At 52.3% G+C, this 23244-nt stretch carries 22 protein-coding genes; 13 read left to right on the plus strand and 9 right to left on the minus strand.

The annotated features are described in order from the left end of the window. Nucleotides 1–3: 3 nt before the first annotated feature. Nucleotides 4–624, plus strand: coding sequence for an L-threonylcarbamoyladenylate synthase (locus J4617_RS02710; RefSeq protein WP_000077250.1), 621 nt, complete (start codon nucleotides 4–6; stop codon nucleotides 622–624). A gap of 100 nt (nucleotides 625–724) precedes the next feature. Then, complete coding sequence (gene rluB / locus J4617_RS02715; RefSeq protein WP_001291233.1) at nucleotides 725–1600, plus strand: 23S rRNA pseudouridine(2605) synthase RluB; 876 nt, start codon at nucleotides 725–727, stop codon at nucleotides 1598–1600. An 86-nt stretch (nucleotides 1601–1686) separates the two neighbouring features. Here rluB and cobO read toward each other — a convergent pair whose 3' ends face one another. Then, nucleotides 1687–2277 carry a cob(I)yrinic acid a,c-diamide adenosyltransferase gene (gene cobO, locus J4617_RS02720; protein ID WP_001278865.1) on the minus strand — a complete coding sequence of 197 codons (591 nt, stop codon included), beginning with the start codon at nucleotides 2275–2277 and terminating at the stop codon, nucleotides 1687–1689. Next, entirely contained in the window at nucleotides 2274–3035 is a 762-nt protein-coding gene (locus J4617_RS02725) for a YciK family oxidoreductase (RefSeq protein ID WP_000559310.1), read from the minus strand. The genes cobO and J4617_RS02725 overlap by 4 nt, the downstream gene beginning before the upstream one ends. Nucleotides 3036–3272: 237 nt before the next feature. On the opposite strand from J4617_RS02725, the gene sohB reads away from it, so the two are divergent. Beyond that, entirely contained in the window at nucleotides 3273–4319 is a 1047-nt protein-coding gene (sohB, locus tag J4617_RS02730; protein WP_000422082.1) for a protease SohB, read from the plus strand. A gap of 41 nt (nucleotides 4320–4360) precedes the next feature. On the opposite strand, the gene J4617_RS02735 is transcribed toward sohB, so the two are convergent. Beyond that, entirely contained in the window at nucleotides 4361–4612 is a 252-nt protein-coding gene (locus J4617_RS02735) for a YciN family protein (protein ID WP_000548616.1), read from the minus strand. 402 nt (nucleotides 4613–5014) lie between these two features. On the opposite strand from J4617_RS02735, the gene topA reads away from it, so the two are divergent. From topA to acnA, 5 genes are all read left to right on the plus strand, one after another. Continuing rightward, on the plus strand, nucleotides 5015–7612 hold the full coding sequence (gene topA / locus J4617_RS02740) for a type I DNA topoisomerase (RefSeq protein ID WP_000513592.1): 2598 nt from the start codon (nucleotides 5015–5017) through the stop codon (nucleotides 7610–7612). A gap of 411 nt (nucleotides 7613–8023) precedes the next feature. Beyond that, nucleotides 8024–8998 carry an HTH-type transcriptional regulator CysB gene (gene cysB / locus J4617_RS02745; protein ID WP_017465594.1) on the plus strand — a complete coding sequence of 325 codons (975 nt, stop codon included), beginning with the start codon at nucleotides 8024–8026 and terminating at the stop codon, nucleotides 8996–8998. Between the two features lie 280 nt (nucleotides 8999–9278). Then, entirely contained in the window at nucleotides 9279–9419 is a 141-nt protein-coding gene (locus J4617_RS02750) for a YmiA family putative membrane protein (RefSeq protein WP_213083640.1), read from the plus strand. A gap of 280 nt (nucleotides 9420–9699) precedes the next feature. Continuing rightward, nucleotides 9700–9792: a small membrane protein YmiC gene (gene ymiC, locus J4617_RS22900; RefSeq protein WP_223195402.1), complete on the plus strand. Its 93-nt coding sequence runs from the start codon at nucleotides 9700–9702 to the stop codon at nucleotides 9790–9792. 182 nt (nucleotides 9793–9974) lie between these two features. Beyond that, a complete protein-coding gene (gene acnA, locus J4617_RS02755; protein ID WP_017465592.1) occupies nucleotides 9975–12650 on the plus strand; it encodes an aconitate hydratase AcnA in 2676 nt (891 codons plus the stop codon). A gap of 55 nt (nucleotides 12651–12705) precedes the next feature. Here the strand turns inward: acnA and ribA are convergent, their stop codons facing one another. Then, nucleotides 12706–13296: a GTP cyclohydrolase II gene (gene ribA, locus J4617_RS02760; protein ID WP_001176284.1), complete on the minus strand. Its 591-nt coding sequence runs from the start codon at nucleotides 13294–13296 to the stop codon at nucleotides 12706–12708. 195 nt (nucleotides 13297–13491) lie between these two features. On the opposite strand from ribA, the gene pgpB reads away from it, so the two are divergent. From pgpB to yciH, 5 genes are all read left to right on the plus strand, one after another. Continuing rightward, on the plus strand, nucleotides 13492–14256 hold the full coding sequence (gene pgpB / locus J4617_RS02765) for a phosphatidylglycerophosphatase B (RefSeq protein WP_000948636.1): 765 nt from the start codon (nucleotides 13492–13494) through the stop codon (nucleotides 14254–14256). A 149-nt stretch (nucleotides 14257–14405) separates the two neighbouring features. After that, complete coding sequence (locus J4617_RS02770) at nucleotides 14406–14714, plus strand: LapA family protein (protein WP_000876301.1); 309 nt, start codon at nucleotides 14406–14408, stop codon at nucleotides 14712–14714. 6 nt (nucleotides 14715–14720) lie between these two features. Continuing rightward, nucleotides 14721–15890 carry a lipopolysaccharide assembly protein LapB gene (gene lapB / locus J4617_RS02775; RefSeq protein ID WP_000891378.1) on the plus strand — a complete coding sequence of 390 codons (1170 nt, stop codon included), beginning with the start codon at nucleotides 14721–14723 and terminating at the stop codon, nucleotides 15888–15890. 190 nt (nucleotides 15891–16080) lie between these two features. Beyond that, entirely contained in the window at nucleotides 16081–16818 is a 738-nt protein-coding gene (pyrF, locus tag J4617_RS02780) for an orotidine-5'-phosphate decarboxylase (RefSeq protein WP_023193180.1), read from the plus strand. Continuing rightward, nucleotides 16818–17144, plus strand: a complete 327-nt coding sequence (gene yciH / locus J4617_RS02785; RefSeq protein ID WP_001285199.1) for a stress response translation initiation inhibitor YciH — start codon at nucleotides 16818–16820, stop codon at nucleotides 17142–17144. The genes pyrF and yciH overlap by 1 nt, the downstream gene beginning before the upstream one ends. 119 nt (nucleotides 17145–17263) lie before the next feature. Here yciH and osmB read toward each other — a convergent pair whose 3' ends face one another. The 5 genes from osmB to J4617_RS02810 all read right to left on the minus strand — a co-directional run bounded on the left by osmB (nucleotide 17264) and on the right by J4617_RS02810 (nucleotide 23059). Next, nucleotides 17264–17482, minus strand: coding sequence for an osmotically-inducible lipoprotein OsmB (gene osmB, locus J4617_RS02790; protein ID WP_000481166.1), 219 nt, complete (start codon nucleotides 17480–17482; stop codon nucleotides 17264–17266). 258 nt (nucleotides 17483–17740) lie between these two features. Beyond that, nucleotides 17741–18493 (minus strand): DNA-binding transcriptional regulator YciT, encoded by a 753-nt coding sequence (locus J4617_RS02795; protein ID WP_001088594.1) that lies wholly within the window; start codon nucleotides 18491–18493, stop codon nucleotides 17741–17743. A gap of 86 nt (nucleotides 18494–18579) precedes the next feature. After that, on the minus strand, nucleotides 18580–18759 hold the full coding sequence (locus tag J4617_RS02800) for a hypothetical protein (protein ID WP_001279854.1): 180 nt from the start codon (nucleotides 18757–18759) through the stop codon (nucleotides 18580–18582). A gap of 121 nt (nucleotides 18760–18880) precedes the next feature. Beyond that, nucleotides 18881–20863 (minus strand): cyclic di-GMP phosphodiesterase, encoded by a 1983-nt coding sequence (pdeR, locus tag J4617_RS02805; RefSeq protein WP_023245456.1) that lies wholly within the window; start codon nucleotides 20861–20863, stop codon nucleotides 18881–18883. Nucleotides 20864–21124: 261 nt separating this feature from the next. After that, entirely contained in the window at nucleotides 21125–23059 is a 1935-nt protein-coding gene (locus J4617_RS02810; protein ID WP_017465589.1) for an exoribonuclease II, read from the minus strand. Nucleotides 23060–23244: the final 185 nt, after the last annotated feature.

Genomic DNA, 23244 nt, shown 5'->3' on the forward strand with positions numbered 1-23244 from the left:
AGTATGAGCCAGTTTTTTTATATCCATCCGGATAACCCACAGCAACGGCTGATTAATCAGGCCGTCGACATTGTGCGTAAAGGCGGTGTTATTGTTTATCCAACCGATTCCGGCTATGCCCTTGGTTGTAAAATTGAAGACAAAGGCGCAATGGAGCGCATTTGCCGCATCCGTCATCTGCCGGACGGCCACAACTTCACGCTGATGTGCCGCGATTTGTCCGAGTTGTCGACTTACTCCTACGTCGACAACGTGGCATTTCGTCTGATGAAAAACAATACGCCGGGTAACTACACCTTTATCCTGAAGGGGACAAAAGAGGTGCCGCGCCGTCTGTTGCAGGAAAAGCGTAAAACTATCGGCCTGCGCGTACCGTCAAACCCGATTGCGCTGGCGTTATTGGATACGCTGGGCGAACCGATGCTCTCGACGTCGTTGATGCTGCCTGGCAGCGATTTTACCGAGTCGGACCCGGAGGAGATTAAAGATCGGCTGGAGAAGCAGGTGGATCTGATCATCCACGGCGGTTACCTCGGCCAACAGCCTACCACGGTAATCGATTTGACCAATGACTCCCCGGTGGTGCTGCGCGAAGGCGTCGGCGACGTTACACCTTTCTTATAAGGGCGTAAGCCTGTATACTACGCGGCCTTAAAATGGCGCGGCAACGCGCCGTTCATTCTCCTGTTCGACGCCTGTGAAGGCGACACCTGAAGGAAGCTCTATGAGCGAAAAGTTACAAAAAGTGCTGGCGCGCGCTGGCCACGGCTCTCGCCGTGAAATCGAATCCATTATTGAAGCGGGACGTGTCAGCGTTGACGGTAAAATCGCCACGCTTGGCGATCGTGTTGAAGTCACTCCCGGTTTGAAAATCCGTATCGACGGTCACCTGATTTCGGTGAAAGAGTCGGCGGAACAAATTTGCCGCGTTCTGGCCTATTACAAACCAGAAGGTGAACTGTGTACCCGCAATGACCCTGAAGGGCGGCCAACCGTTTTTGATCGCTTACCGAAATTGCGCGGCGCGCGGTGGATTGCGGTAGGACGTCTGGATGTCAACACCTGCGGGCTATTGTTGTTTACCACCGACGGTGAACTGGCGAACCGCCTGATGCACCCTAGTCGTGAAGTTGAACGTGAATATGCCGTGCGCGTGTTCGGTCAGGTGGATGAATCGAAACTGCGTGATTTAAGCCGTGGCGTACAGTTGGAAGATGGCCCGGCGGCATTTAAGACCATTAAATTCAGCGGCGGCGAAGGCATTAACCAGTGGTATAACGTGACGCTGACGGAAGGGCGGAACCGCGAAGTTCGCCGACTGTGGGAAGCGGTAGGCGTTCAGGTCAGCCGTCTGATCCGCGTTCGTTACGGCGATATCCCGCTGCCGAAAGGCCTGCCGCGCGGCGGCTGGACTGAGCTCGACCTCGCGCAAACGAACTATCTGCGTGGTCTGGTAGAGCTCCCGCCGGAAACCTCGTCGAAGGTTGCCGTCGAAAAAGACCGTCGTCGTATGAAAGCGAACCAGATCCGTCGGGCGGTAAAACGCCACAGCCAGATAGCTGGCGGACGCCGCTCCGGTGGGCGTAATAACAACGGGTAATCTCTACCGCGGTCTATAGGCCGAGGATCATCAGACAAGAGGGTTTGTGCCGGATGGCGGCGCAAACGCCTTAATCCGGCCTACGGTTAATAATCAATTCCCATCTGGGCTTTTACGCCCGCGTCAAAAGCATGTTTAACCGGACGCAGTTCGCTGACGGTATCCGCAAGATCAAGAATATCCCGGTGACAGCCGCGACCTGTAATAATCACCGTCTGGTGACCAGGGCGCGCGTTTAGCGCGCTTATGACCTCTTCCAGCGGTAAATAGTCATACGCCACCATATAGGTCAGCTCATCCAGTACTACCATATCAAGCAGCGGATCGGCCAGCATCCGTTTCCCATGCTGCCAAACGGCCATACATGCTGCGGTGTCTGCCTCGCGATTTTGCGTCTCCCAGGTAAATCCCGTTGCCATCACCTGAAATTCGACGCCATGCGGTTCCAGCAGATTACGCTCGCCGTTGGGCCAGGTGCCTTTAATAAATTGCACCACGCCTACGCTTTTACCGTGTCCTACGGCGCGGGCGGCAGTCCCGAAAGCCGCCGTGGTTTTGCCCTTACCATTGCCAGTAAACACGATAATAATACCGCGCTCTTCCTGTGCCTGGGCGACACGGGCGTCAACCCGATCTTTTACCTTCTGCTGGCGCTGCTGATAACGTTCATCACTCATTGGGCGATTCCTGGTTTACGGCCCGGTTGGGCGTCAAAGGTCATACCGGTTTTACGGCGACTGTCGTCGCCCATAAGCCACAGGTAAAGCGGCATAATATCGGCAGGCGTTTTTAATTTCTGTGGATCTTCCGTCGGAAAGGCGCTGGCGCGCATACTGGTGCGCGTGCCGCCCGGGTTAATGCAGTTAACACGCAGAGAACGGTTCTGGTATTCGTCCGCCAGCACCTGCATCATTCCTTCAGTAGCAAACTTCGAGGTGGCATAGGCGCCCCAGTTGGCGCGTCCCTGACGGCCAACGCTTGATGACGTAAAGACCAGCGAGCCGGCATCGGACTTCAGCAATAACGGTAACAGCGCCTGGGTGAGCATAAAGGTGGCGTTAACGTTTACCTGCATGACATCCTGCCAGATCTGCGGATCTTGTTCGCTCATTGGGCCGATTTCCCCCAGTAACCCGGCATTGTGCAGGACGCCATCCAGGCGGGGATAGTGCGCGGCGATGCGGTCGGCCACTTGCCGGCACTCTTCAGCGGTGCAGGTCAGCAGATCGAGCGTAAACCACTGTGGTTGAACATGTTGTTCGTCAGCAATGTGCTGCGCGACCCGACGCAGTTTCTCTTCGTTGCGTCCCAGCAGAATCACCGTTGCGCCATAACGCGCATACGTGAGCGCGGCTTCCCGCCCAATGCCATCGCTGGCGCCAGTGACCAGAATAATGCGGTTTTGCAATAGATCTTGTTTCGGTTGGTAATGCATGGCTACTCCTCAACGGCGTGGTGCACCGTCCTGCCAGGTTGTCTTATCTTCGCGTTAACTTTTCGGGTTTATGCCTGAAAGCGCCTTTTTTTTCAATCAGACAGGGGCGATAACGCCGTAAAATGAACGTCTTGTCATACTTTTTCTTCCTCAACAGGCATACGGATGAAGAGAGACTGACTTCGATGCCTGTTGTACACTGAGCGCAAGTCGCGTTATTTAATCAAGGTGGGAGTCGTGGAATTGTTGTCTGAATATGGCTTATTTTTGGCAAAAATCGTCACCGTTGTGGTGGCCATTGCCGTCATTGTGCTGCTGATCGTGAATGCTACGCAACGCAAACGTCAGCGCGGCGAGCTGCGCGTGACCAATTTGAGCGAGCAGTATCAGGAGATGAAGGATGACCTTGCTGCGGCGTTGATGGATGGCCATCAGCAAAAACTGTGGCATAAAGCGCAGAAAAAAAAGCATAAGCAGGAGGCGAAAGCCGCCAAAGCGAAAGCGAAGCTGGGGGACATTGCGACATCGGACAAACCGCGTGTATGGGTGATAGATTTCAAAGGCAGTATGGATGCTCACGAAGTTAATGCGTTACGCGAAGAGGTCACGGCGGTGCTGGCAGTGGCGAAACCCGGCGATCGGGCGGTTGTGCGTCTGGAAAGCCCAGGTGGCGTTGTGCATGGCTATGGCCTGGCGGCATCGCAATTGCAGCGCCTGCGCGATAAAAATATTCCGCTGACCGTGACAGTGGATAAAGTCGCGGCAAGCGGAGGCTACATGATGGCCTGCGTGGCGGAAAAAATTATCGCGGCGCCGTTCGCTATTGTGGGGTCAATTGGTGTTGTCGCGCAAATCCCGAACTTTAACCGCTTTCTCAAAAGTAAAGACATTGATATTGAACTGCATACCGCAGGGCAGTACAAACGTACCCTGACCTTGTTAGGCGAGAATACGGAAGAAGGGCGGCAGAAGTTTCGTGAAGATCTCAACGAAACGCACCATCTGTTCAAAGAGTTTGTGCAGCGGATGCGTCCGGCTCTGGACATTGAACAGGTCGCCACGGGCGAACACTGGTACGGTCAGCAGGCGCTGGAGAAGGGACTGGTTGATGAGATTAACACCAGCGATGAGGTTATCCTCGGCCTGATGGAAGGGCGCGAGGTGCTGAATGTGCGCTATATGCAGCGTAAAAAACTGATCGATCGTGTTACCGGCAGCGCGGCGGAAAGCGCGGATCGGCTGCTGCTGCGCTGGTGGCAGCGTGGACAAAAGCCGTTGATGTAAACCGCTATTGCCGGATGGCATTCAGCGCCATCCGGCATGGATTAATCAACCAGGTGATACTTCTCAGACAGCACATGCGCCAGGTGTTTAAACATGTTAAACACCGCGGTGCTTTTAGGGGTCGGTAACCCTTGCTCGTCTAAAAAGTAATCGCCGCTGAAAACCAGCACGCCATTTCTCTGCGTTACGCCGGTGGCGACAATACCTGCCATCGTGTCTTCATGTTCCCGAATAATTTTGTTGGCTTCAAGCAACAGTGTTTCGCGATCGATAGGTTGCGTCTCTTTATGCATTTTTTACTCCTTAAACAAGGAGATTAGTCTACGCTGAGCACTTCTGATGGGCAAATATTCTCACAGGAAATTGATGGATTTGTCATGTTGCGTTCACTGGCAAGATTTGTTTTTGCATGCTAATAAAGTTGCGTATCGAATTTTATCAGGTACAGTGTGACGCTTTCGTCAATCTGGCAACAGAATTGCTTGACATTCGACCAAAATTCCGTCGTGCTATAGCGCGTGTGTGCAAAAAAGCCTGTTAACTCAGTCACCTGAGGGTTACATTTCGTACACAAAGCCAGTACAAGGGGTTGATATCCGCAGACGCAGAGACCATATATCGTTGTCTCGTCGCCAGTGGAAGGTGAATCAACGTGCGACGCATTCCTGGAAGAATCAACTTAGGTAAAGGTGAATATGGGTAAAGCTCTTGTCATCGTTGAGTCCCCGGCAAAAGCCAAAACGATCAACAAGTATCTGGGTAATGACTACGTGGTGAAATCCAGCGTGGGTCATATCCGTGATTTGCCGACCAGTGGCTCAGCAGCTAAAAAGAGCGCCGACTCTACCTCCACCAAAACGGCTAAAAAGCCCAAAAAGGATGAACGTGGCGCTCTCGTCAACCGTATGGGGGTTGACCCGTGGCACAACTGGGATGCGCACTATGAAGTGCTGCCCGGTAAAGAGAAGGTCGTCTCTGAACTGAAACAGTTGGCGGAAAAAGCCGACCACATCTATCTCGCAACCGACCTTGACCGCGAAGGGGAAGCCATTGCATGGCACCTGCGGGAAGTGATCGGCGGCGATGACGCGCGCTACAGTCGCGTAGTCTTTAACGAAATAACCAAAAATGCCATTCGCCAGGCGTTTGAACAGCCGGGCGAGCTGAACATTAACAGGGTTAACGCCCAGCAAGCGCGCCGCTTTATGGACCGCGTGGTAGGCTATATGGTCTCGCCGCTGCTGTGGAAAAAGATCGCCCGTGGTTTGTCGGCAGGTCGCGTTCAGTCTGTCGCGGTCCGTCTGGTCGTTGAACGCGAGCGCGAGATTAAAGCGTTTGTTCCGGAAGAGTTCTGGGAAATTGACGCTAATACGACGACGCCGTCTGGCGAGGCGCTACCGCTACAGGTCACGCATCAGAACGACAAGCCATTCCGGCCGGTTAATCGCGAGCAGACGCTTGCCGCCGTCAGCTTGTTGGAAAAAGCGCGCTATAGCGTACTGGAGCGTGAAGACAAACCGACCAGCAGCAAACCTGGCGCGCCGTTTATCACCTCCACGCTACAACAGGCGGCCAGCACCCGGCTGGGCTTTGGCGTGAAGAAAACCATGATGATGGCGCAGCGTCTGTATGAGGCGGGCTACATCACCTATATGCGTACAGACTCCACCAACCTGAGTCAGGATGCGGTCAACATGGTGCGCGGCTATATTGGCGATAATTTCGGCAAGAAATACCTGCCGGATAACCCGAACCAGTACGCCAGCAAAGAAAACTCTCAGGAAGCGCACGAAGCGATCCGTCCTTCCGACGTTGCTGTCATGGCGGAGTCGCTGAAAGACATGGAGGCTGACGCGCAGAAGTTGTATCAGCTAATTTGGCGTCAGTTTGTCGCCTGTCAGATGACGCCAGCACAATATGACTCCACTACGCTTACCGTTGGCGCAGGCGAATTCCGTCTGAAAGCGCGTGGGCGTATTTTGCGCTTTGACGGCTGGACAAAAGTGATGCCGGCGCTGCGTAAAGGCGATGAAGATCGCACATTGCCTGCCGTGAATAAGGGCGATGCGCTGACGCTACTTGAATTGACGCCTGCTCAGCACTTTACTAAACCGCCAGCCCGTTTCAGCGAGGCTTCTCTGGTTAAAGAGCTTGAGAAGCGCGGTATTGGTCGTCCGTCTACCTATGCGTCGATTATCTCGACCATTCAGGATCGCGGCTATGTTCGCGTTGAAAACCGTCGCTTCTATGCGGAAAAAATGGGTGAAATCGTCACCGACCGGCTGGAAGAAAACTTCCGCGAATTGATGAACTACGATTTTACCGCGCAGATGGAAGATAGTCTGGATCAGGTTGCAAATCACCAGGCCGAGTGGAAAGCGGTACTGGATAACTTCTTCAGCGATTTTACTCAGCAGCTCGATAAAGCCGAGAAAGATCCGGAAGAAGGGGGGATGCGTCCTAACCAGATGGTGCTGACCAGCATCGACTGTCCAACCTGTGGCCGTAAAATGGGAATTCGTACTGCCAGTACGGGGGTTTTCCTTGGTTGTTCAGGTTATGCGCTTTCGCCGAAAGAGCGTTGTAAAACGACCATTAACCTGGTGCCGGAAAATGAAGTTCTGAACGTGCTGGAAGGCGACGACGCCGAAACCAACGCCCTGCGCGCCAAGCGGCGCTGTCAGAAGTGCGGTACGGCGATGGACAGCTATCTGATCGATCCGAAGCGTAAATTGCATGTGTGTGGTAATAACCCGACCTGTGACGGCTACGAGATTGAAGAAGGCGAGTTTCGCATCAAAGGGTATGACGGCCCGATCGTTGAGTGTGAGAAATGTGGTTCCGAAATGCACCTGAAAATGGGGCGTTTTGGTAAGTACATGGCCTGTACTAACGACGAATGTAAAAATACCCGTAAGATCTTGCGTAACGGCGAAGTTGCGCCGCCGAAGGAAGATCCTGTTCCATTACCGGAACTGCCGTGTGAAAAATCGGACGCGTACTTTGTGCTGCGCGATGGCGCCGCAGGGATATTCCTGGCGGCCAATACGTTCCCGAAATCACGTGAAACGCGCGCGCCATTAGTCGAGGAGCTTTACCGGTTCCGCGATCGCCTGCCGGAAAAACTGCGTTATCTGGCGGATGCGCCGCAGCAGGACCCGGAAGGCAATAAAACCGTTGTTCGCTTTAGCCGCAAAACAAAACAGCAGTACGTTGCGGCGGAAAAAGACGGGAAGGCGACGGGATGGTCAGCGTTCTTCGTCGACGGCAAGTGGGCTGAAGGCAAGAAATAACCCCTGCCTGTCGTCACTATAGTCAAGCGGGCCGCGTAAGCGGCCCTTTTTTATATCCCCTTCATATTTCAAGTGGCTTATGTGTTGGCTACGGATTACTCGGCCCATCCATGGGCTTCGTCCTGACGGGCCGTCGCACGCGACGTTCAAATCTGCTCCCGGCAGATTTGTCGCTCACCCCAGTCACATCGTTATCTATGCGCCTGGGAACTCACTCCCTTGCCGCCTTTAAGCAACTCGAATTATTTTGGGTATAGCGGGCTTATTATTTTATCGCGCTGGCTATACAGTTCAGATATAAATGATATAGTGGTTATAGTTAACACCTTTTTTATTATTAAATCGTATTAGCAGCCCGATTAAGTCTGCAGATAAACGATGGCCTGATGGCGCTAATCTGGATGATGTATTATGAAATTGCAGCAGCTTCGTTACATTGTTGAAGTGGTTAATCATAACCTTAACGTCTCCTCTACCGCTGAGGGGTTGTATACTTCCCAGCCGGGGATCAGCAAGCAGGTTAGGATGCTGGAAGATGAGCTTGGCATCCAGATTTTCGCCCGCAGTGGTAAGCATCTGACTCAGGTGACGCCCGCAGGTCAGGAGATTATTCGTATTGCGCGTGAGGTGCTTTCCAAAGTCGATGCCATTAAGTCGGTCGCCGGCGAGCATACCTGGCCGGATAAAGGCTCGCTCTATATTGCCACTACCCATACTCAGGCGCGTTACGCATTGCCAGGCGTGATTAAAGGCTTCATCGAGCGTTACCCGCGCGTTTCGCTGCATATGCATCAGGGGTCGCCAACGCAGATTGCGGAAGCGGTATCGAAAGGGAACGCCGATTTCGCGATTGCCACGGAAGCGCTGCATTTATATGACGATCTGGTGATGTTGCCATGCTATCACTGGAACCGTTCGATAGTGGTGACGCCGGATCATCCATTGGCGGCAATGTCTTCCATAACGATTGAAGCGCTGGCGCAGTATCCGCTGGTGACGTATACCTTCGGCTTTACCGGCCGTTCCGAACTGGATACCGCTTTTAATCGCGCAGGATTAACGCCGCGGATCGTCTTTACTGCAACCGATGCGGATGTGATTAAAACGTATGTCAGGTTGGGGCTGGGCGTTGGCGTCATTGCCAGCATGGCGGTCGATCCGCTTGCCGATCCTGATTTAGTGCGGGTTGACGCGCACGATATTTTTAGCCACAGCACCACAAAAATTGGTTTTCGCCGTAGTACTTTTTTACGCAGCTATATGTATGATTTTATCCAGCGTTTTGCGCCGCATCTGACGCGTGATGTGGTGGATACGGCGGTGGCGTTGCGTTCTAATGAAGAAATTGAAGCGATGTTTCAGGATATAAAGCTGCCTGAAAAGTAATAGCACCGTCGGTTTGCCTCGTAGTGGCATGGCAGACAAAGCCGCCTTTTGCAATACCCCTCGAAGTATTACGGGTAATGATCAGCGAAATAGTGTTGAATTACCCGTCCCGCCAGTTTCTTTTTCCAAATAGTTATCTTGAGTCAAAAGATTGATTTATTCACTGGCAACGATTCGTAAATTGACTGGATTTTTGACTAAAGTTTATTTAGGATTTGTCTCATCTGATGATTAATTGTACCGATTGTTTGGTGCTGAAATGATAAGTGATACCGATAGCATGAGGTTAGTAATGCCTTCTGAAAACCAGGAACCGCGCCGCGACCCTGAGCTCAAACGTAAAGCATGGCTGGCGGTTTTTGTGGGTTCTGCGTTGTTCTGGGTAGTGGTAGCGTTTGTTATCTGGCATTGGTGGGGCTAAGTGAGCATTACGTCGGAACGCGAGCGCGTGGTTGCGCCCCCGATTCAATCTTGTGACGATGATAACACCCCGGATACGACCGTTTTTCGGTCTGTTCCGCAACACTGGACGCTCACACCGCAGCAGCGGGCATTTATTGATGCTTTTGCTGATGAGGTGTCACAAAAATAATATCCGTCTTTTTATTGGCGTTATTGTTTTATTAACGCTGTCTTATTACACCGCAGCAACCGTGTGCTGAGCGCCTCTCAGTATTGATTAAACACAGTTGGTGTCGCCTATGTTAACGTTAAATATAAAGTATTGGTCATGGACTGGCGCGTTTATATTATCGCTACTGTTCTGGGCCGAGTTAATCTGGATTGCCGTCTAATCTCGTCAAAGCCCGATAATGCGTTATTTATCGGGCTTTTTCATCTTCGCTCCTCGCCTGTTAGGTTTCTCCTCTTTTAGCAATTTGGGTTGTTATCAAAACGTTACATTTTGTTTGTGTTATCTTTAATACAACCCTGTGGAGAATCAGGGTAACGCAACCCTGTCATTTAAGGAGGAGCTATGTCGTCAACCCTACGAGAAGCCAGTAAGGATACATTGCAGGCCAAAGATAAAACGTATCATTACTACAGTCTGCCGCTGGCTGCCAAATCCCTGGGCGATATCGCCCGTTTGCCCAAATCACTTAAAGTGTTACTGGAAAACCTGTTGCGCTGGCAGGACGGCGAGTCTGTGACTGATGAAGATATTCAGGCGCTGGCCGGTTGGCTTAAAAATGCCCATGCCGATCGTGAAATTGCCTGGCGGCCCGCCCGTGTCCTGATGCAGGACTTTACCGGCGTGCCTGCCGTTGTCGACCTGGCGGCGATGCGTGAAGCCGTTAAACGCCTCGGCGGCGATACGTCGAAAGTGAACCCGTTATCGCCGGTTGATCTGGTTATTGACCACTCTGTGACGGTCGATCATTTCGGCGATGATGATGCGTTTGAAGAAAACGTGCGGCTGGAAATGGAACGTAACCATGAGCGTTATATGTTCCTGAAATGGGGAAAGCAGGCATTCAGCCGTTTCAGCGTGGTGCCGCCCGGCACCGGCATTTGCCATCAGGTTAACCTGGAATACCTGGGTAAAGCCGTCTGGAGCGAATTACAGGACGGGGAGTGGATTGCTTACCCGGACTCGCTGGTGGGGACTGACTCCCATACGACCATGATTAATGGTCTGGGCGTATTGGGGTGGGGCGTGGGTGGTATTGAAGCGGAAGCGGCGATGCTTGGTCAGCCCGTGTCGATGCTTATCCCGGATGTCGTCGGCTTTAAGTTAACCGGTAAACTTCGGGAGGGGATCACCGCCACTGACCTGGTGCTCACCGTCACGCAAATGCTGCGTAAGCATGGCGTCGTGGGTAAATTTGTTGAATTTTATGGTGATGGTCTGGATTCGCTGCCGTTGGCGGATCGCGCGACCATCGCTAATATGTCGCCGGAATATGGCGCCACCTGTGGTTTTTTCCCCATTGACGCCATCACCCTGGAATATATGCGATTAAGCGGGCGTAGCGACGATCTGGTCGAGCTGGTTGAAGCCTACGCGAAGGCGCAGGGAATGTGGCGCAATCCCGGAGACGAACCGGTATTTACCAGTACGCTGGAACTGGATATGGGCGATGTCGAAGCCAGTCTGGCCGGGCCGAAACGCCCGCAGGATCGCGTGGCGTTAGGCGATGTGCCGAAAGCCTTTGCCGCCAGCGCCGAGCTGGAGCTGAATACCGCGCAAAGAGATCGCCAGCCGGTTGACTATACGATGAACGGACAGCCATATCAGCTTCCTGATGGCGCTGTCGTCATTGCCGCCATCACCTCCTGTACGAATACCTCGAACCCCAGCGTGCTGATGGCGGCGGGATTACTGGCGAAAAAAGCAGTAACTCTGGGGTTGAAGCGTCAACCGTGGGTCAAGGCTTCTCTGGCGCCGGGGTCAAAAGTGGTATCTGACTATCTGGCGCAGGCCAAACTTACGCCTTATCTGGATGAACTCGGTTTTAACCTGGTCGGTTATGGCTGTACGACCTGTATCGGGAACTCCGGTCCGTTGCCGGAGCCTATTGAGACCGCGATTAAAAAAGGCGATCTGACGGTAGGGGCCGTGCTTTCCGGTAACCGAAATTTTGAAGGGCGTATCCATCCGCTGGTGAAAACGAACTGGCTGGCGTCGCCGCCGCTGGTGGTCGCGTATGCGCTGGCCGGAAACATGAATATTAACCTCGCGATAGACCCGCTGGGGTACGATCGTAAAGGCGATCCGGTATACCTGAAGGATATCTGGCCTTCGGCGCAGGAAATTGCCCGCGCCGTTGAACTGGTATCATCGGATATGTTCCGTAAAGAGTATGCGGAAGTGTTTGAGGGCACGGAAGAATGGAAATCGATTCAGGTTGAATCGTCCGATACCTACGGCTGGCAGTCGGATTCAACCTATATTCGCCTGTCGCCTTTCTTTGATGAAATGCAGGCCCAGCCTGCACCCGTCAAAGATATCCACGGCGCGCGTATCCTGGCGATGCTGGGGGATTCGGTAACGACCGACCATATTTCTCCGGCCGGCAGTATCAAGCCGGACAGTCCCGCCGGACGCTATCTGCAAAACCACGGCGTTGAGCGGAAGGATTTTAACTCCTATGGATCACGGCGCGGCAACCATGAAGTGATGATGCGCGGTACGTTCGCCAATATTCGTATTCGCAACGAAATGCTGCCCGGCGTCGAAGGTGGGATGACGCGGCATTTGCCGGGTACGGAAGCGATGTCGATTTATGATGCCGCGATGCTTTACCAGCAGGAAAAAACGCCGCTGGCGGTAATTGCCGGGAAAGAGTATGGGTCGGGATCGAGCCGTGACTGGGCGGCAAAAGGTCCGCGGCTGTTAGGTATTCGCGTGGTGATCGCCGAGTCGTTCGAACGTATCCACCGCTCAAACCTGATTGGGATGGGGATCCTGCCGCTGGAGTTTCCACAGGGCGTAACGCGTAAAACGCTGGGACTGACCGGGGAAGAGGTGATTGATATCGCGGATCTGCAAAACCTGCGCCCTGGCGCGACCATTCCGGTGACGTTAACGAGATCGGACGGCAGCAAAGAAACGGTGCCTTGCCGCTGTCGCATTGATACCGCCACCGAGCTGACTTACTACCAGAATGACGGCATTTTGCACTATGTCATTAGAAATATGCTGAACTAAAGCCGTTTATCGGGCCTGCCGTAAACAGGCAGGCCCGCGCTTTAATACCGGTGGCTTACTTGCTTAGCAGGTGGCCCATTTTGGCCGCTTTAGTATCGAGATAATGCTCATTATTTGGATTACGACCCACAATGAGCGGAACGCGTTCCACGATATTAATTCCCGCCTCGGTCAGTATTTCGACTTTCTTCGGATTATTGGTCAGCAGGCGAACTTCATCCACGCCGAGTAATTTGAACATATCCGCGCACAGGGTGAAATCACGCTCATCGGCGGCAAAGCCGAGCTGATGATTGGCCTCCACCGTGTCATAGCCTTGATCCTGTAACGCATAAGCGCGAATTTTATTAAGCAGGCCGATATTGCGGCCTTCCTGACGGTGGTAAATCAGAATACCGCGTCCTTCTTCCGCAATATGCGTCAGCGCGGCTTCCAGTTGAAAACCACAGTCACAGCGCAGACTAAAAAGCGCGTCCCCGGTAAGACATTCGGAATGAACGCGAGCCAGTACTGGCGTTTTACCTGAAATATCGCCAAAAACCAGCGCGGCATGGTCGTGTCCGGTTGCCAGTTCTTCAAATCCCACCATCAGAAAGTCACCCAATGGGGTTGGCAGTTTGGCTTCTGCCACACGTTTAAGCTGCATGTATTTCTCCAGATTATGCTGACGCCTGCGGTGTCGTCGCCTGTTGGCCTGTATCCCGCTATTTTGCCATAAGGCAGCGGTCATCACCTAATCACTACCACGTAATTGCTCAGGAATGGCACAAATTTGTCAATTTTCCAGTCCGGCGAGAATTTTCAGTTATGATTGTGATACTTACTTATAAAAGGAGCATCCATGCTTTCAATTGCGAAGCGCACCGCGGCAGGAGCCGCCCTGTTGCTTATCATGCCGCTTGCCGTATGGGTATCAGGCTGGCAGTGGCAGCCAGGACATCAGGTCTGGTGGCTAAAAACGCTATTCTGGATAACGGAAACCGTGACCAAACCCTGGGGCGTTATCACGCATGTGATTCTTTGTGGATGGTTCTTATGGTGCCTGCGATTTCGCCTGCGCGCCGCCATTATGCTGTTTGCGATTCTCGGCGGGGCGATTATCGTCGGGCAGGGCGTGAAGTCATGGGTAAAGGAGCGCGTACAGGAGCCGCGGCCATTTGTGGTCTGGCTTGAAAAAACGCACCATATTCCCGTCGATGAGTTCTACACTTTAAAGCGTACAGAACGCGGACATTTAGTGAAAGAGCAGTTGGCCGGGCAACAGAACATCCCCGTTTTCCTGCGTCAGCACTGGCAAAAAGAGACGGGCTTTGCGTTTCCCTCCGGACACACCATGTTTGCAGCGAGCTGGGCGCTTTTGGCCGTGGGTCTGTTATGGCCGCGCAGACGGACTTTCACCATCGCGTTTTTGTTAGTCTGGGCGACCGGCGTAATGGGCAGCCGTTTGCTTCTGGGAATGCACTGGCCGCGAGATTTAGTGGTCGCCACGCTCATCTCCTGGCTATTAGTTACCCTGGCGACCTGGCTGGCGCAGCGAATTTGCGGGCCGCTTATGCCGCCTCGTGAAGAAGCGCAAGAAATTGCTGAACGCGAGCAGGAAAGCTGACAACGGTTGATTTTCTGACTATTGCCCTTAAATCATCTGATGGCGGGCGCATTTCCATTTCGCGCGAGGCGGGAAAATGGTAATTTAGAAGGCTGGATGCGGTAAGTTGGACACGATTTATTCGCGCAAACCACATAACGGGAAGTAATGTGAAATATTTACTCATTTTCTTACTGGTATTGGCGATTTTTGTTATTTCGGTGACGCTGGGCGCGCAGAATGATCAACAGGTGACGTTTAACTACCTGCTGGCGCAAGGGGAGTATCGTATCTCCACGTTGCTTGCTGTGCTGTTCGCCGTCGGTTTTGCGATTGGCTGGCTGATTTGCGGCCTGTTCTGGCTGCGGGTCCGCGTTTCCCTTGCCCGCGCTGAACGTAAAATTAAACGACTGGAAAACAAGCTTTCGCCAGCAACCGACGTTGCGGTCCCTGCCGATTCGTCGGTTGTAAAGGAATAATCATTTATGTTGGAGTTGTTATTTCTGCTGTTGCCTGTAGCCGCTGCCTATGGGTGGTATATGGGTCGCAGAAGTGCGCAACAAACAAAACAGGATGAAGCTAACCGCCTGTCGCGCGATTATGTCGCAGGGGTTAACTTCCTGCTGAGTAACCAACAAGATAAAGCGGTGGATCTGTTCCTCGATATGCTTAAAGAGGATACCGGCACCGTTGAGGCTCATCTCACTCTCGGTAATTTGTTTCGCTCTCGCGGCGAAGTCGATCGCGCCATTCGTATTCATCAAACGCTCATGGAAAGCGCTTCATTGACCTATGAACAGCGTTTACTGGCTGTTCAGCAACTGGGGCGCGACTATATGGCCGCCGGTTTATATGACCGCGCGGAAGATATGTTTAACCAACTTACCGACGAAACGGAATTTCGCGTAGGCGCGTTACAGCAGCTCTTGCAAATCTATCAGCTAACCAGCGACTGGCAAAAGGCGATCGAAGTAGCAGAACGGCTGGTGAAACTGGGCAAAGATAAACAGCGTATCGAAATCGCCCATTTTTACTGTGAGTTAGCTTTACAGCAGATGGGCAACGACGACATGGATCGCGCGATGGCGTTGCTGAAAAAAGGTGCCGCCGCAGATAAAAATAGCGCCCGGGTGTCTATCATGATGGGGCGCGTTTATATGGCGAGAGGGGATTACGCCAAAGCGGTCGAAAGCCTGCAACGTGTGATCGTTCAGGATAAAGAGCTGGTCAGCGAAACGCTGGAGATGCTGCAAACCTGTTATCAACAGCTCGGTAAAAATGCCGAGTGGGCGGAGTTTTTACGTCGCGCCGTTGAGGAGAATACCGGTGCTGGCGCTGAGTTAATGCTTGCCGATATTCTGGAAGCACGTGAAGGTAGTGACGCAGCTCAAGTCTATATCACGCGTCAGCTACAGCGACATCCTACCATGCGGGTGTTCCATAAGCTGATGGATTACCATCTCAACGAGGCGGAAGAAGGGCGAGCGAAAGAAAGCTTGATGGTACTGCGTGATATGGTTGGCGAGCAGGTGCGCAGTAAACCGCGGTATCGTTGTCAGAAATGCGGTTTTACCGCCTATACCTTGTACTGGCACTGTCCGTCCTGCCGGGCATGGTCGACCATTAAACCTATTCGCGGACTTGATGGGCAGTAGTATATAAAAAAAGCTTCACTTTAGTTACAACATACTTAATGATGTAAAGCTAGAAACGACGCTGACATCGGCGACCAAGGCTTATCAGGTTGTCAATCGAACCTGTTAATTTCCCTGCGCCGCAGGTAGAATGCACGCCGTTTATCCAATTTGCGCCACTTCCGGTGCCCATCATCAAGAAGGTCTGGTCATGACGTTTACTGCTTCATCTTCTTCCTGCGCTGTTACTGAATCGCCTGTCGTTGTGGCGTTGGATTACCATGAACGCGATAAAGCCCTGGCGTTTGTCGATAAAATCGATCCTCGCGATTGTCGCTTAAAAGTGGGCAAAGAGATGTTCACGCTGTTTGGTCCACAACTCGTTCGGGATCTCCAGCAGCGTGGGTTTGATGTCTTTCTTGATCTAAAATTTCATGATATTCCCAACACCACGGCCCGGGCAGTCGCCGCAGCGGCAGACCTGGGCGTCTGGATGGTAAACGTTCACGCGTCTGGCGGGGCGAGAATGATGGCCGCAGCGCGCGACGCGCTGGCGCCATTCGGTAAAGATGCGCCGTTGCTCATTGCCGTGACCGTGTTGACCAGTATGGAAACCAGCGATCTACACGATCTGGGCGTGACGTTGTCACCGGCGGAACATGCGGAGCGGCTGGCGCGCCTGACGCAGCAATGCGGGCTGGATGGCGTGGTCTGTTCCGCTCAGGAAGCGGTCAGATTTAAACAGGCCTTTGGCGCTGCATTTAAGCTGGTGACGCCGGGCATTCGGCCCGTAGGCAGCGAGGCAGGCGATCAGCGACGCATTATGACGCCCGAACAGGCATTATCCGCCGGCGTCGACTATATGGTGATTGGCCGCCCGGTTACGCAATCGGTAGATCCGGCGCAAACGCTGAAGGATATTAACGCGTCACTGAAACGGGAGGCATAATGAGCGATTCCAATAGTCGTCTGGTTTATTCAACACAGACGGGGCGCATTGAAGAACCTAAAACGGCGCCGGTTCGTCCCAAAGGGGATGGTATCGTTCGCATTCAGCGTCAAACCAGTGGCCGTAAGGGTAAAGGCGTATGTTTGATTACCGGTATCGAGATGAATGATGCGGAATTAACCAAACTGGCGGCTGAACTGAAGAAAAAATGCGGCTGTGGCGGGGCAGTAAAAGAAGGGATTATTGAAATTCAGGGTGATAAACGCGACTTGATAAAATCATTGCTGGAAGCTAAAGGAATGAAAGTAAAATTAGCTGGCGGCTAATGAAAACGCCACGGTTGTAAATTGCCGTGGCGTAAAAGTCAACTTTGTCTATTTTTGTAATCCAGACCTGAAAAGAATAAACGTATTATTTTGAGCCGTTCAATATTTAAACGTCTGGATTATTTTCCAACCTGGTGACCAATCACGCCGCCGACCGCCGCGCCGCCCAGGGTGCCTAATGTACTGCCGTCCGTTAACACTGCGCCGCCTAACGCCCCCGCACCTGCGCCAATAGCCGTGTTGCGATCGCGCTTGGACCAGTTTGAGCAGGCGCTCAGAGACATTGCTACGGTGATTGCCAGCACAGCAGCGGCCATTTTTTTGCTCGTCATAAACATAATACTCTCTCCTGAATTAACGATTCACGGAATTAAACTCACTATAACTATAGTTAAAATAAAACCTGTTAAGAGATTTTCCGTAAAACCTGATTGCGCAGGGGTATATCACGCAGGTGATAGTCACTTCCTGTTATTTCGCTAATATTAATTTTACGACGTTACGCTCGTTACAACAGGTAAATAGTCTTAATTGGGATGTCAGAAAAGTCTTAGAGAGAGGATGATTTGCCATAGGGCAAACCATCGGGAAATATTTTAAACGGATGAGCCAATAACATTGACTAGCAGCCCTGCATGCTCTAACTGCATTTGATCGCTGGCGGAAATTCTGGAATCCGTAATGACACGATGGAAGCGAGAGAGCGGGCCCAGGGGATAGGGATGCACACAGCCAAATTTGGAGCTGTCGGTGAGGACAATCGCTTCTGAGCCTTTTTCCAGAACAGCGTTAACCACATCCGATCGCATCATATCGCGTCCGGTAAAGCCGGTATCAGCCTGCCAGCCATCAATACCGATAAATGCTTTGCTGAAATGCACTTGATGGATAAACTGTCGCGTCAACGGCCCTACCATGCTTTCACTTTTTTTCTGATAGATTCCACCGAGGAGAATGACTTCGCAAGGGGTCTCTTTGAGCAGGTGCGCGATATAACTGCTCACGGTGATGATCGTGACATCTTTTTGTTCCGCCAGCGTCCGGGCCAATAGCGCATTGCTGCTGCCATTTTCAATAAAAACGGATTCCCCTGGACTGACCAGCGAGGCGGCGAACTCCGCCAGTCGGCGTTTTAGCGTGTAGTTCGTCATCATGCGAGTCTCTACGTCATCGCTCTCAAGCGAAACGGCGAAACCGTGCGCACGGCGTAAATAGCTCTGCTTTTCCAGGGTATTCAGATCCTGACGAATCGTGACTTCAGATACGCCGGTAATTTTCGCCAGTTCAGCAACGCTCATCTGGCCTTTATCAACCACCATTTGCAAAATTGATTGTTGTCGGGAGTTCATAGTATTAATTTTATTCGTTAAGAGGAGTCAACAGACAGTCAGAGAGCCGGGAAGGGCTAACGGCCATCCCGGACAAATAATCGCTATCAGATTTCCCAGGGCGACCCGGGAGCCTGGGATGGCGAGATACCGTCTTTAACCTGATCTAACAGCTCTGCTCTCAATATTTCAAGGTTATTGATGGCCGAGTGGTAATCGCCAGCAACAAGGATATCCAGCACGGTATCAATGCGTGCGGCAATTCGTTGTGCTTCGATATCAGACATGTTTGTCATCCTTAATGTCAGAAAAGGTTTCAATTCATGATGCAGAAATTAATCTGAAAAGAGAAGGGAAAAATAGGGCTATGCCTGTCTGCACAGGCAGCTCTCCCTATTATCGCCGCCATTAACGCATTTTTTTCGTCTGATAACGTTTGTACCAGCGTTCAAAAGAAACGGCGGGCATAGGTTTGGCGAATAAAAAGCCCTGTCGTTCATTGACGCCGTTTTTTGTCAGGAAGGCATCTTCTTTAGCATTTTCTACGCCTTCGGCAATCACTTGTAAATTTAGCGCCTGAGCCACCGCGACAATCGCCCGAACCAGAGATTGCGACAGCGGTTGCTTATGGATATCTCTGACGAAAGCCTGATCCAGTTTAACGGCATCAATAGGGAACCGGGCGAGTTGAGAAAGCGAAGAATACCCGGTGCCAAAATCATCCAGATGAATCTGAGCGCCGAGCTGGCTAAATTGCTGGATAACCGATAGCGCCAGCGTGTCGTTTTCAATCAGGCAGCTTTCCGTTAGCTCGACATCGATCGGGCAATACTCAAAATTCAGATCGTACAAAGCCTGTTTAAGCGCAGTAAAAAGCGTCTGGTCGGCCAGTTGTCGCGCCGAAAAGTTAACGGCTACGCGCAAGTTAATCCCCTTATCGCGCCATTTCGCAATCTGGCGAACCACATCCAGAATCACCCAGCGGCCCAGCGGGACGATGAGTCCTGACTCTTCGGCGTATGAGATGAACTCCAGCGGCGGAATTAATCCGCGTTCCGGCGATTGCCAGCGTACCAGCGCTTCCAGGCTACGTACTTCGCCGCGCCAGGTAATTTTGGGCTGATAGTGAATAAGTAACTGGTCGTTTTCCAGCGCTTTTCGCAGGTTTGTATCCAGCCAGTGATAGTCAAATACGCGCTGATTCATTTCCGGCGAAAAAACGCAGAACTGACCGCGGCCGCCTTCTTTGGCGTTATACATTGCGGTGTCGGCAGTGCGAATGAGACTTTCGCTGTCCTGTCCGTGCCGGGGGGCCAACGAAATGCCAATGGCGCATCCCGTGTAAACTTCAATAAGTCCAATACGAAACGGTTGCCGCAGACGGGTAAGGATTCGTGAGGCTACTGCTTCCAGCGCGGCCTGAGACGTATGGGCAGCGAGGACAATGAATTCATCTCCCCCCAGTCTGGCCAGCAATTGATCTTCCTCCAGACAACTCAACAGCGCCAGCGAAACGGCCTGTAAGAGCTGATCGCCAAACATATGCCCATAGGCGTCATTAATTTTCTTGAAGTTATCCAGATCGAGATAAACGATACCCACCTGCGACTCGCCAGCCGAGGCAATAGCATGATTAATAAATTCATGAATAGCATTGCGATTGGGCAGGCCGGTGACGGTGTCTGTATTCGCCAGTATGCGTAAACGCTCCTGAGTCCGCCTTTCTTCGGTGATATCCGTGCCTGCGCAGATCAGGAAAATTTCGTTTTTTCCGCTACCGTTATGGACAAATTTATTACGAAATAAGAACAGGCGTTGGCCTTTACGAGTCTTTATCCAGCGTTCGATTTCATAGGCATTGCCATTGCGAAAAAAATTCTCAATGTAGTGTCGGGAGGCAACCGCCTCCCGGCGACTCATAAATAATTTAAAGACGCTTTGACCAATTACATCTCGCTCTTTTAAGCCCGTGTACTCTTCGCATAACCGATTAAATCGACAGATTTTTCCCCGACTATCCAGTATCGCAATGACTGAGTTGGCTTCTGATACGATTTGCTCGGCAAAAGAGAGCTCCTGCGCCTGCGTTGGCGCGACGGCAGGCGTATCAGGCCAGGTTGCCAGGCTGCCAGCCCATTCACGGTTATTAATCTTACGGCCTACCAGGTGCACAGCGGTAACCTGTTTTTCTATCAACAACGTTATCAGCAGACTGGACGTAATCGCCGTTATTTCCCGGATACGCCCGGCTTGCTCCGGCGATAGCTCAACCGTTTTTTCTGCATCCGTTTCACCTGTCGGGGAGAGATACAGCACGTTGCGGTCATCAGCCAGACGCCAGTGAGAGTGAAGGGGATTTAGCGCCGTTTGTTCCTGAATCTGTTTCATCATGCGTACCATCCCATTTAAGCGCCAGGTGCCCGAAAAGAAAGGTTAGCCATGTTATAAATAAGGGTAATTATGGCTGAACGTATTGTTTTATCTATGTATTCATATGTAATCCAGATTCTGGAAAAAGCATAGTCGCCAGCTAAAAATAACAAGAAATGGGGCGCTTGAATAAGATTAAACTTAGAGCATGACGGAAGGGAGAAGAAGAAAAGAAACGGCCTTTGCCTTCTCAGCAAAGGCCGTTAAGCGAGCTCAACGTGGTTACGCTGCCGGTCGGGCAATAATGCTGCGGGTTTCCATGCGAACTTCCGCAATAGTGACATCAATGACATCCGTCACTTTATAAACCGTCTCACCTTTAATCTGTACCGTACCGTTTTCCTGGCTGCATACCAGTTCATCGCGAACGGCGTGCAGGAACGGGGCAGGGATAAAGGCGATAGCGCCGTTATCGACCAGTCGCACGCGCATACCACCGCGGCTGACGTCAATAATTTCTGCCGCGAAACGGGTATTTGTCCCCGCCTTATCGTTAAGGAAGCGTGCATATAACCAGTCGCCGACATCGCGCTCCGCCATGCGGTTCAGGCGACGGCGTTCCGCCATTTGTTGGGTGATATCTTCCTGCGGACGCGCAATAGCTTCCCCCTTGATGACCGCTTTCAGCAGGCGATGGTTAATCATATCGCCATACTTACGGATGGGAGAGGTCCAGGTGGCGTAAGCCTCAAGACCAAGACCGAAATGCGGCCCCGGCTCGGTGCTGATTTCCGCAAAAGACTGGAAGCGACGAATGCGGCTGTCAAGGAAACCGGAGGGCTGCGCATCCAGTTCGCGACGCAGTTTACAGAAGCCTTCCAGCGTCAGCACCTCTTCGGCATCGACATGCAGACCATGCGTTTTCAGCAGCGCGGCCAGCGCGTCGGCATTCGCGGGATCGAAGCCCGTATGTACGTTGTAAATACCGAAACCGAGCTTATCGCGCAGTACGCGCGCGGCGCAAAGGTTAGCGGCGATCATCGACTCTTCTACGATACGGTTAGCGATACGGCGCGGTTCCGCCACAATATCCAGTACTTCGCCTTTTTCGCCAAGCACAAAGCGGTAATCCGGGCGGTCTTTAAAGACTAACGCATGATGATGACGCCACTCACTGCGGCTTAGACAAATACGGTGCAACAGACGAATCTGCTGGGCAATGCCTTCGTTCTCCGGCTGCCAGGTGCCGTTATTTTCCAGCCAGTCGGAGACATTGTCGTACGCCAGCTTGGCCTTCGATTCGATGGTGGCCGCAAAAAAGGCGATATCATCGTCAATGGTGCCGTCCGCGGCGATGATCATGCGACAGGCGAGCGCCGGACGCACTTCGTTGGCGCGCAGCGAACACAGATCGTCAGACAGCTCACGCGGCAGCATAGGAATATTGAAGCCCGGCAGGTAGTTGGTGAAGGCGCGAATTTTCGCGGCGTTATCCAGCTTACTGCCTTCGGCAATCCAGGCGGTAGGGTCGGCGATAGCCACCGTAAGCTGGAGTCTGCCGTCCGCTAATTCCTCAGCATATAGCGCGTCATCCATATCTTCAGTGCTGGCGCTATCGATAGTGACGAAATTCAGCGCGGTCAGATCCTGACGCTCCAGCCCTTCGTCAAGCATCTCCGTCGCTACGCCGTTCGGCGCTTCTTTTTCCAGGTTGTGGCGGGCAAGCGTAACCCACCAGGGAACAAAGTGATCGTCGGCAAAGGTGATGTACTGCGTTAAATCGGCGTAAAACGAACGGTCGCCTTTAAGCGGATGGCGGCGCATTTCGGCAACCGCCCAGTCACCTTCTTTGAACTCATGCTGAACGCCGCGCGCGGCGCGGCAGGGAATCGCGTCTTTCAGCAACGGATGATCCGGCACGATGGACAGGCGGTCATTTTTACCCTGAACTTTTCCCACAAAGCGCGTCAGGAACGGTTCGATCAGTTCTTCCGGCTCGGCAGACTCTCGTTCTTTTTCCGTGTGGATGACCGCGACGATACGATCGCCATGCATCACTTTTTTCATCTGCGGCGGAGGAATAAAATAGCTTTTTTGCGCGTCAACCTCAAGGAAGCCAAAGCCTTTTTCCGTGGCTTTTACGACCCCTTCAGCGCGCGGCGTCTGGGAATGCAGTTGCTGTTTAAGCTGCGCTAGCAGCGGGTTGTCCTGAAACATATTCGTCTATTTTCGTAGCCAAAAGAGCGGCTGACAGTTTTACGCGATTCTGCCTGGCGCAGCAAGCGCTCTTTCAGTAATGGATGAGTTAATAGGTTTCGCCCAACGCGATTTTTAAACGATTTAACCATCCGCACACGCCACACCAGCCTAACATATTAATGGCCTGCTCCGATGAAACTCCC

The sequence above is a fragment of the Salmonella sp. 32010601201800023SM genome (assembly GCF_017572235.1).
GTDB classification, from domain to species: Bacteria; Pseudomonadota; Gammaproteobacteria; order Enterobacterales; family Enterobacteriaceae; genus Salmonella; species Salmonella enterica.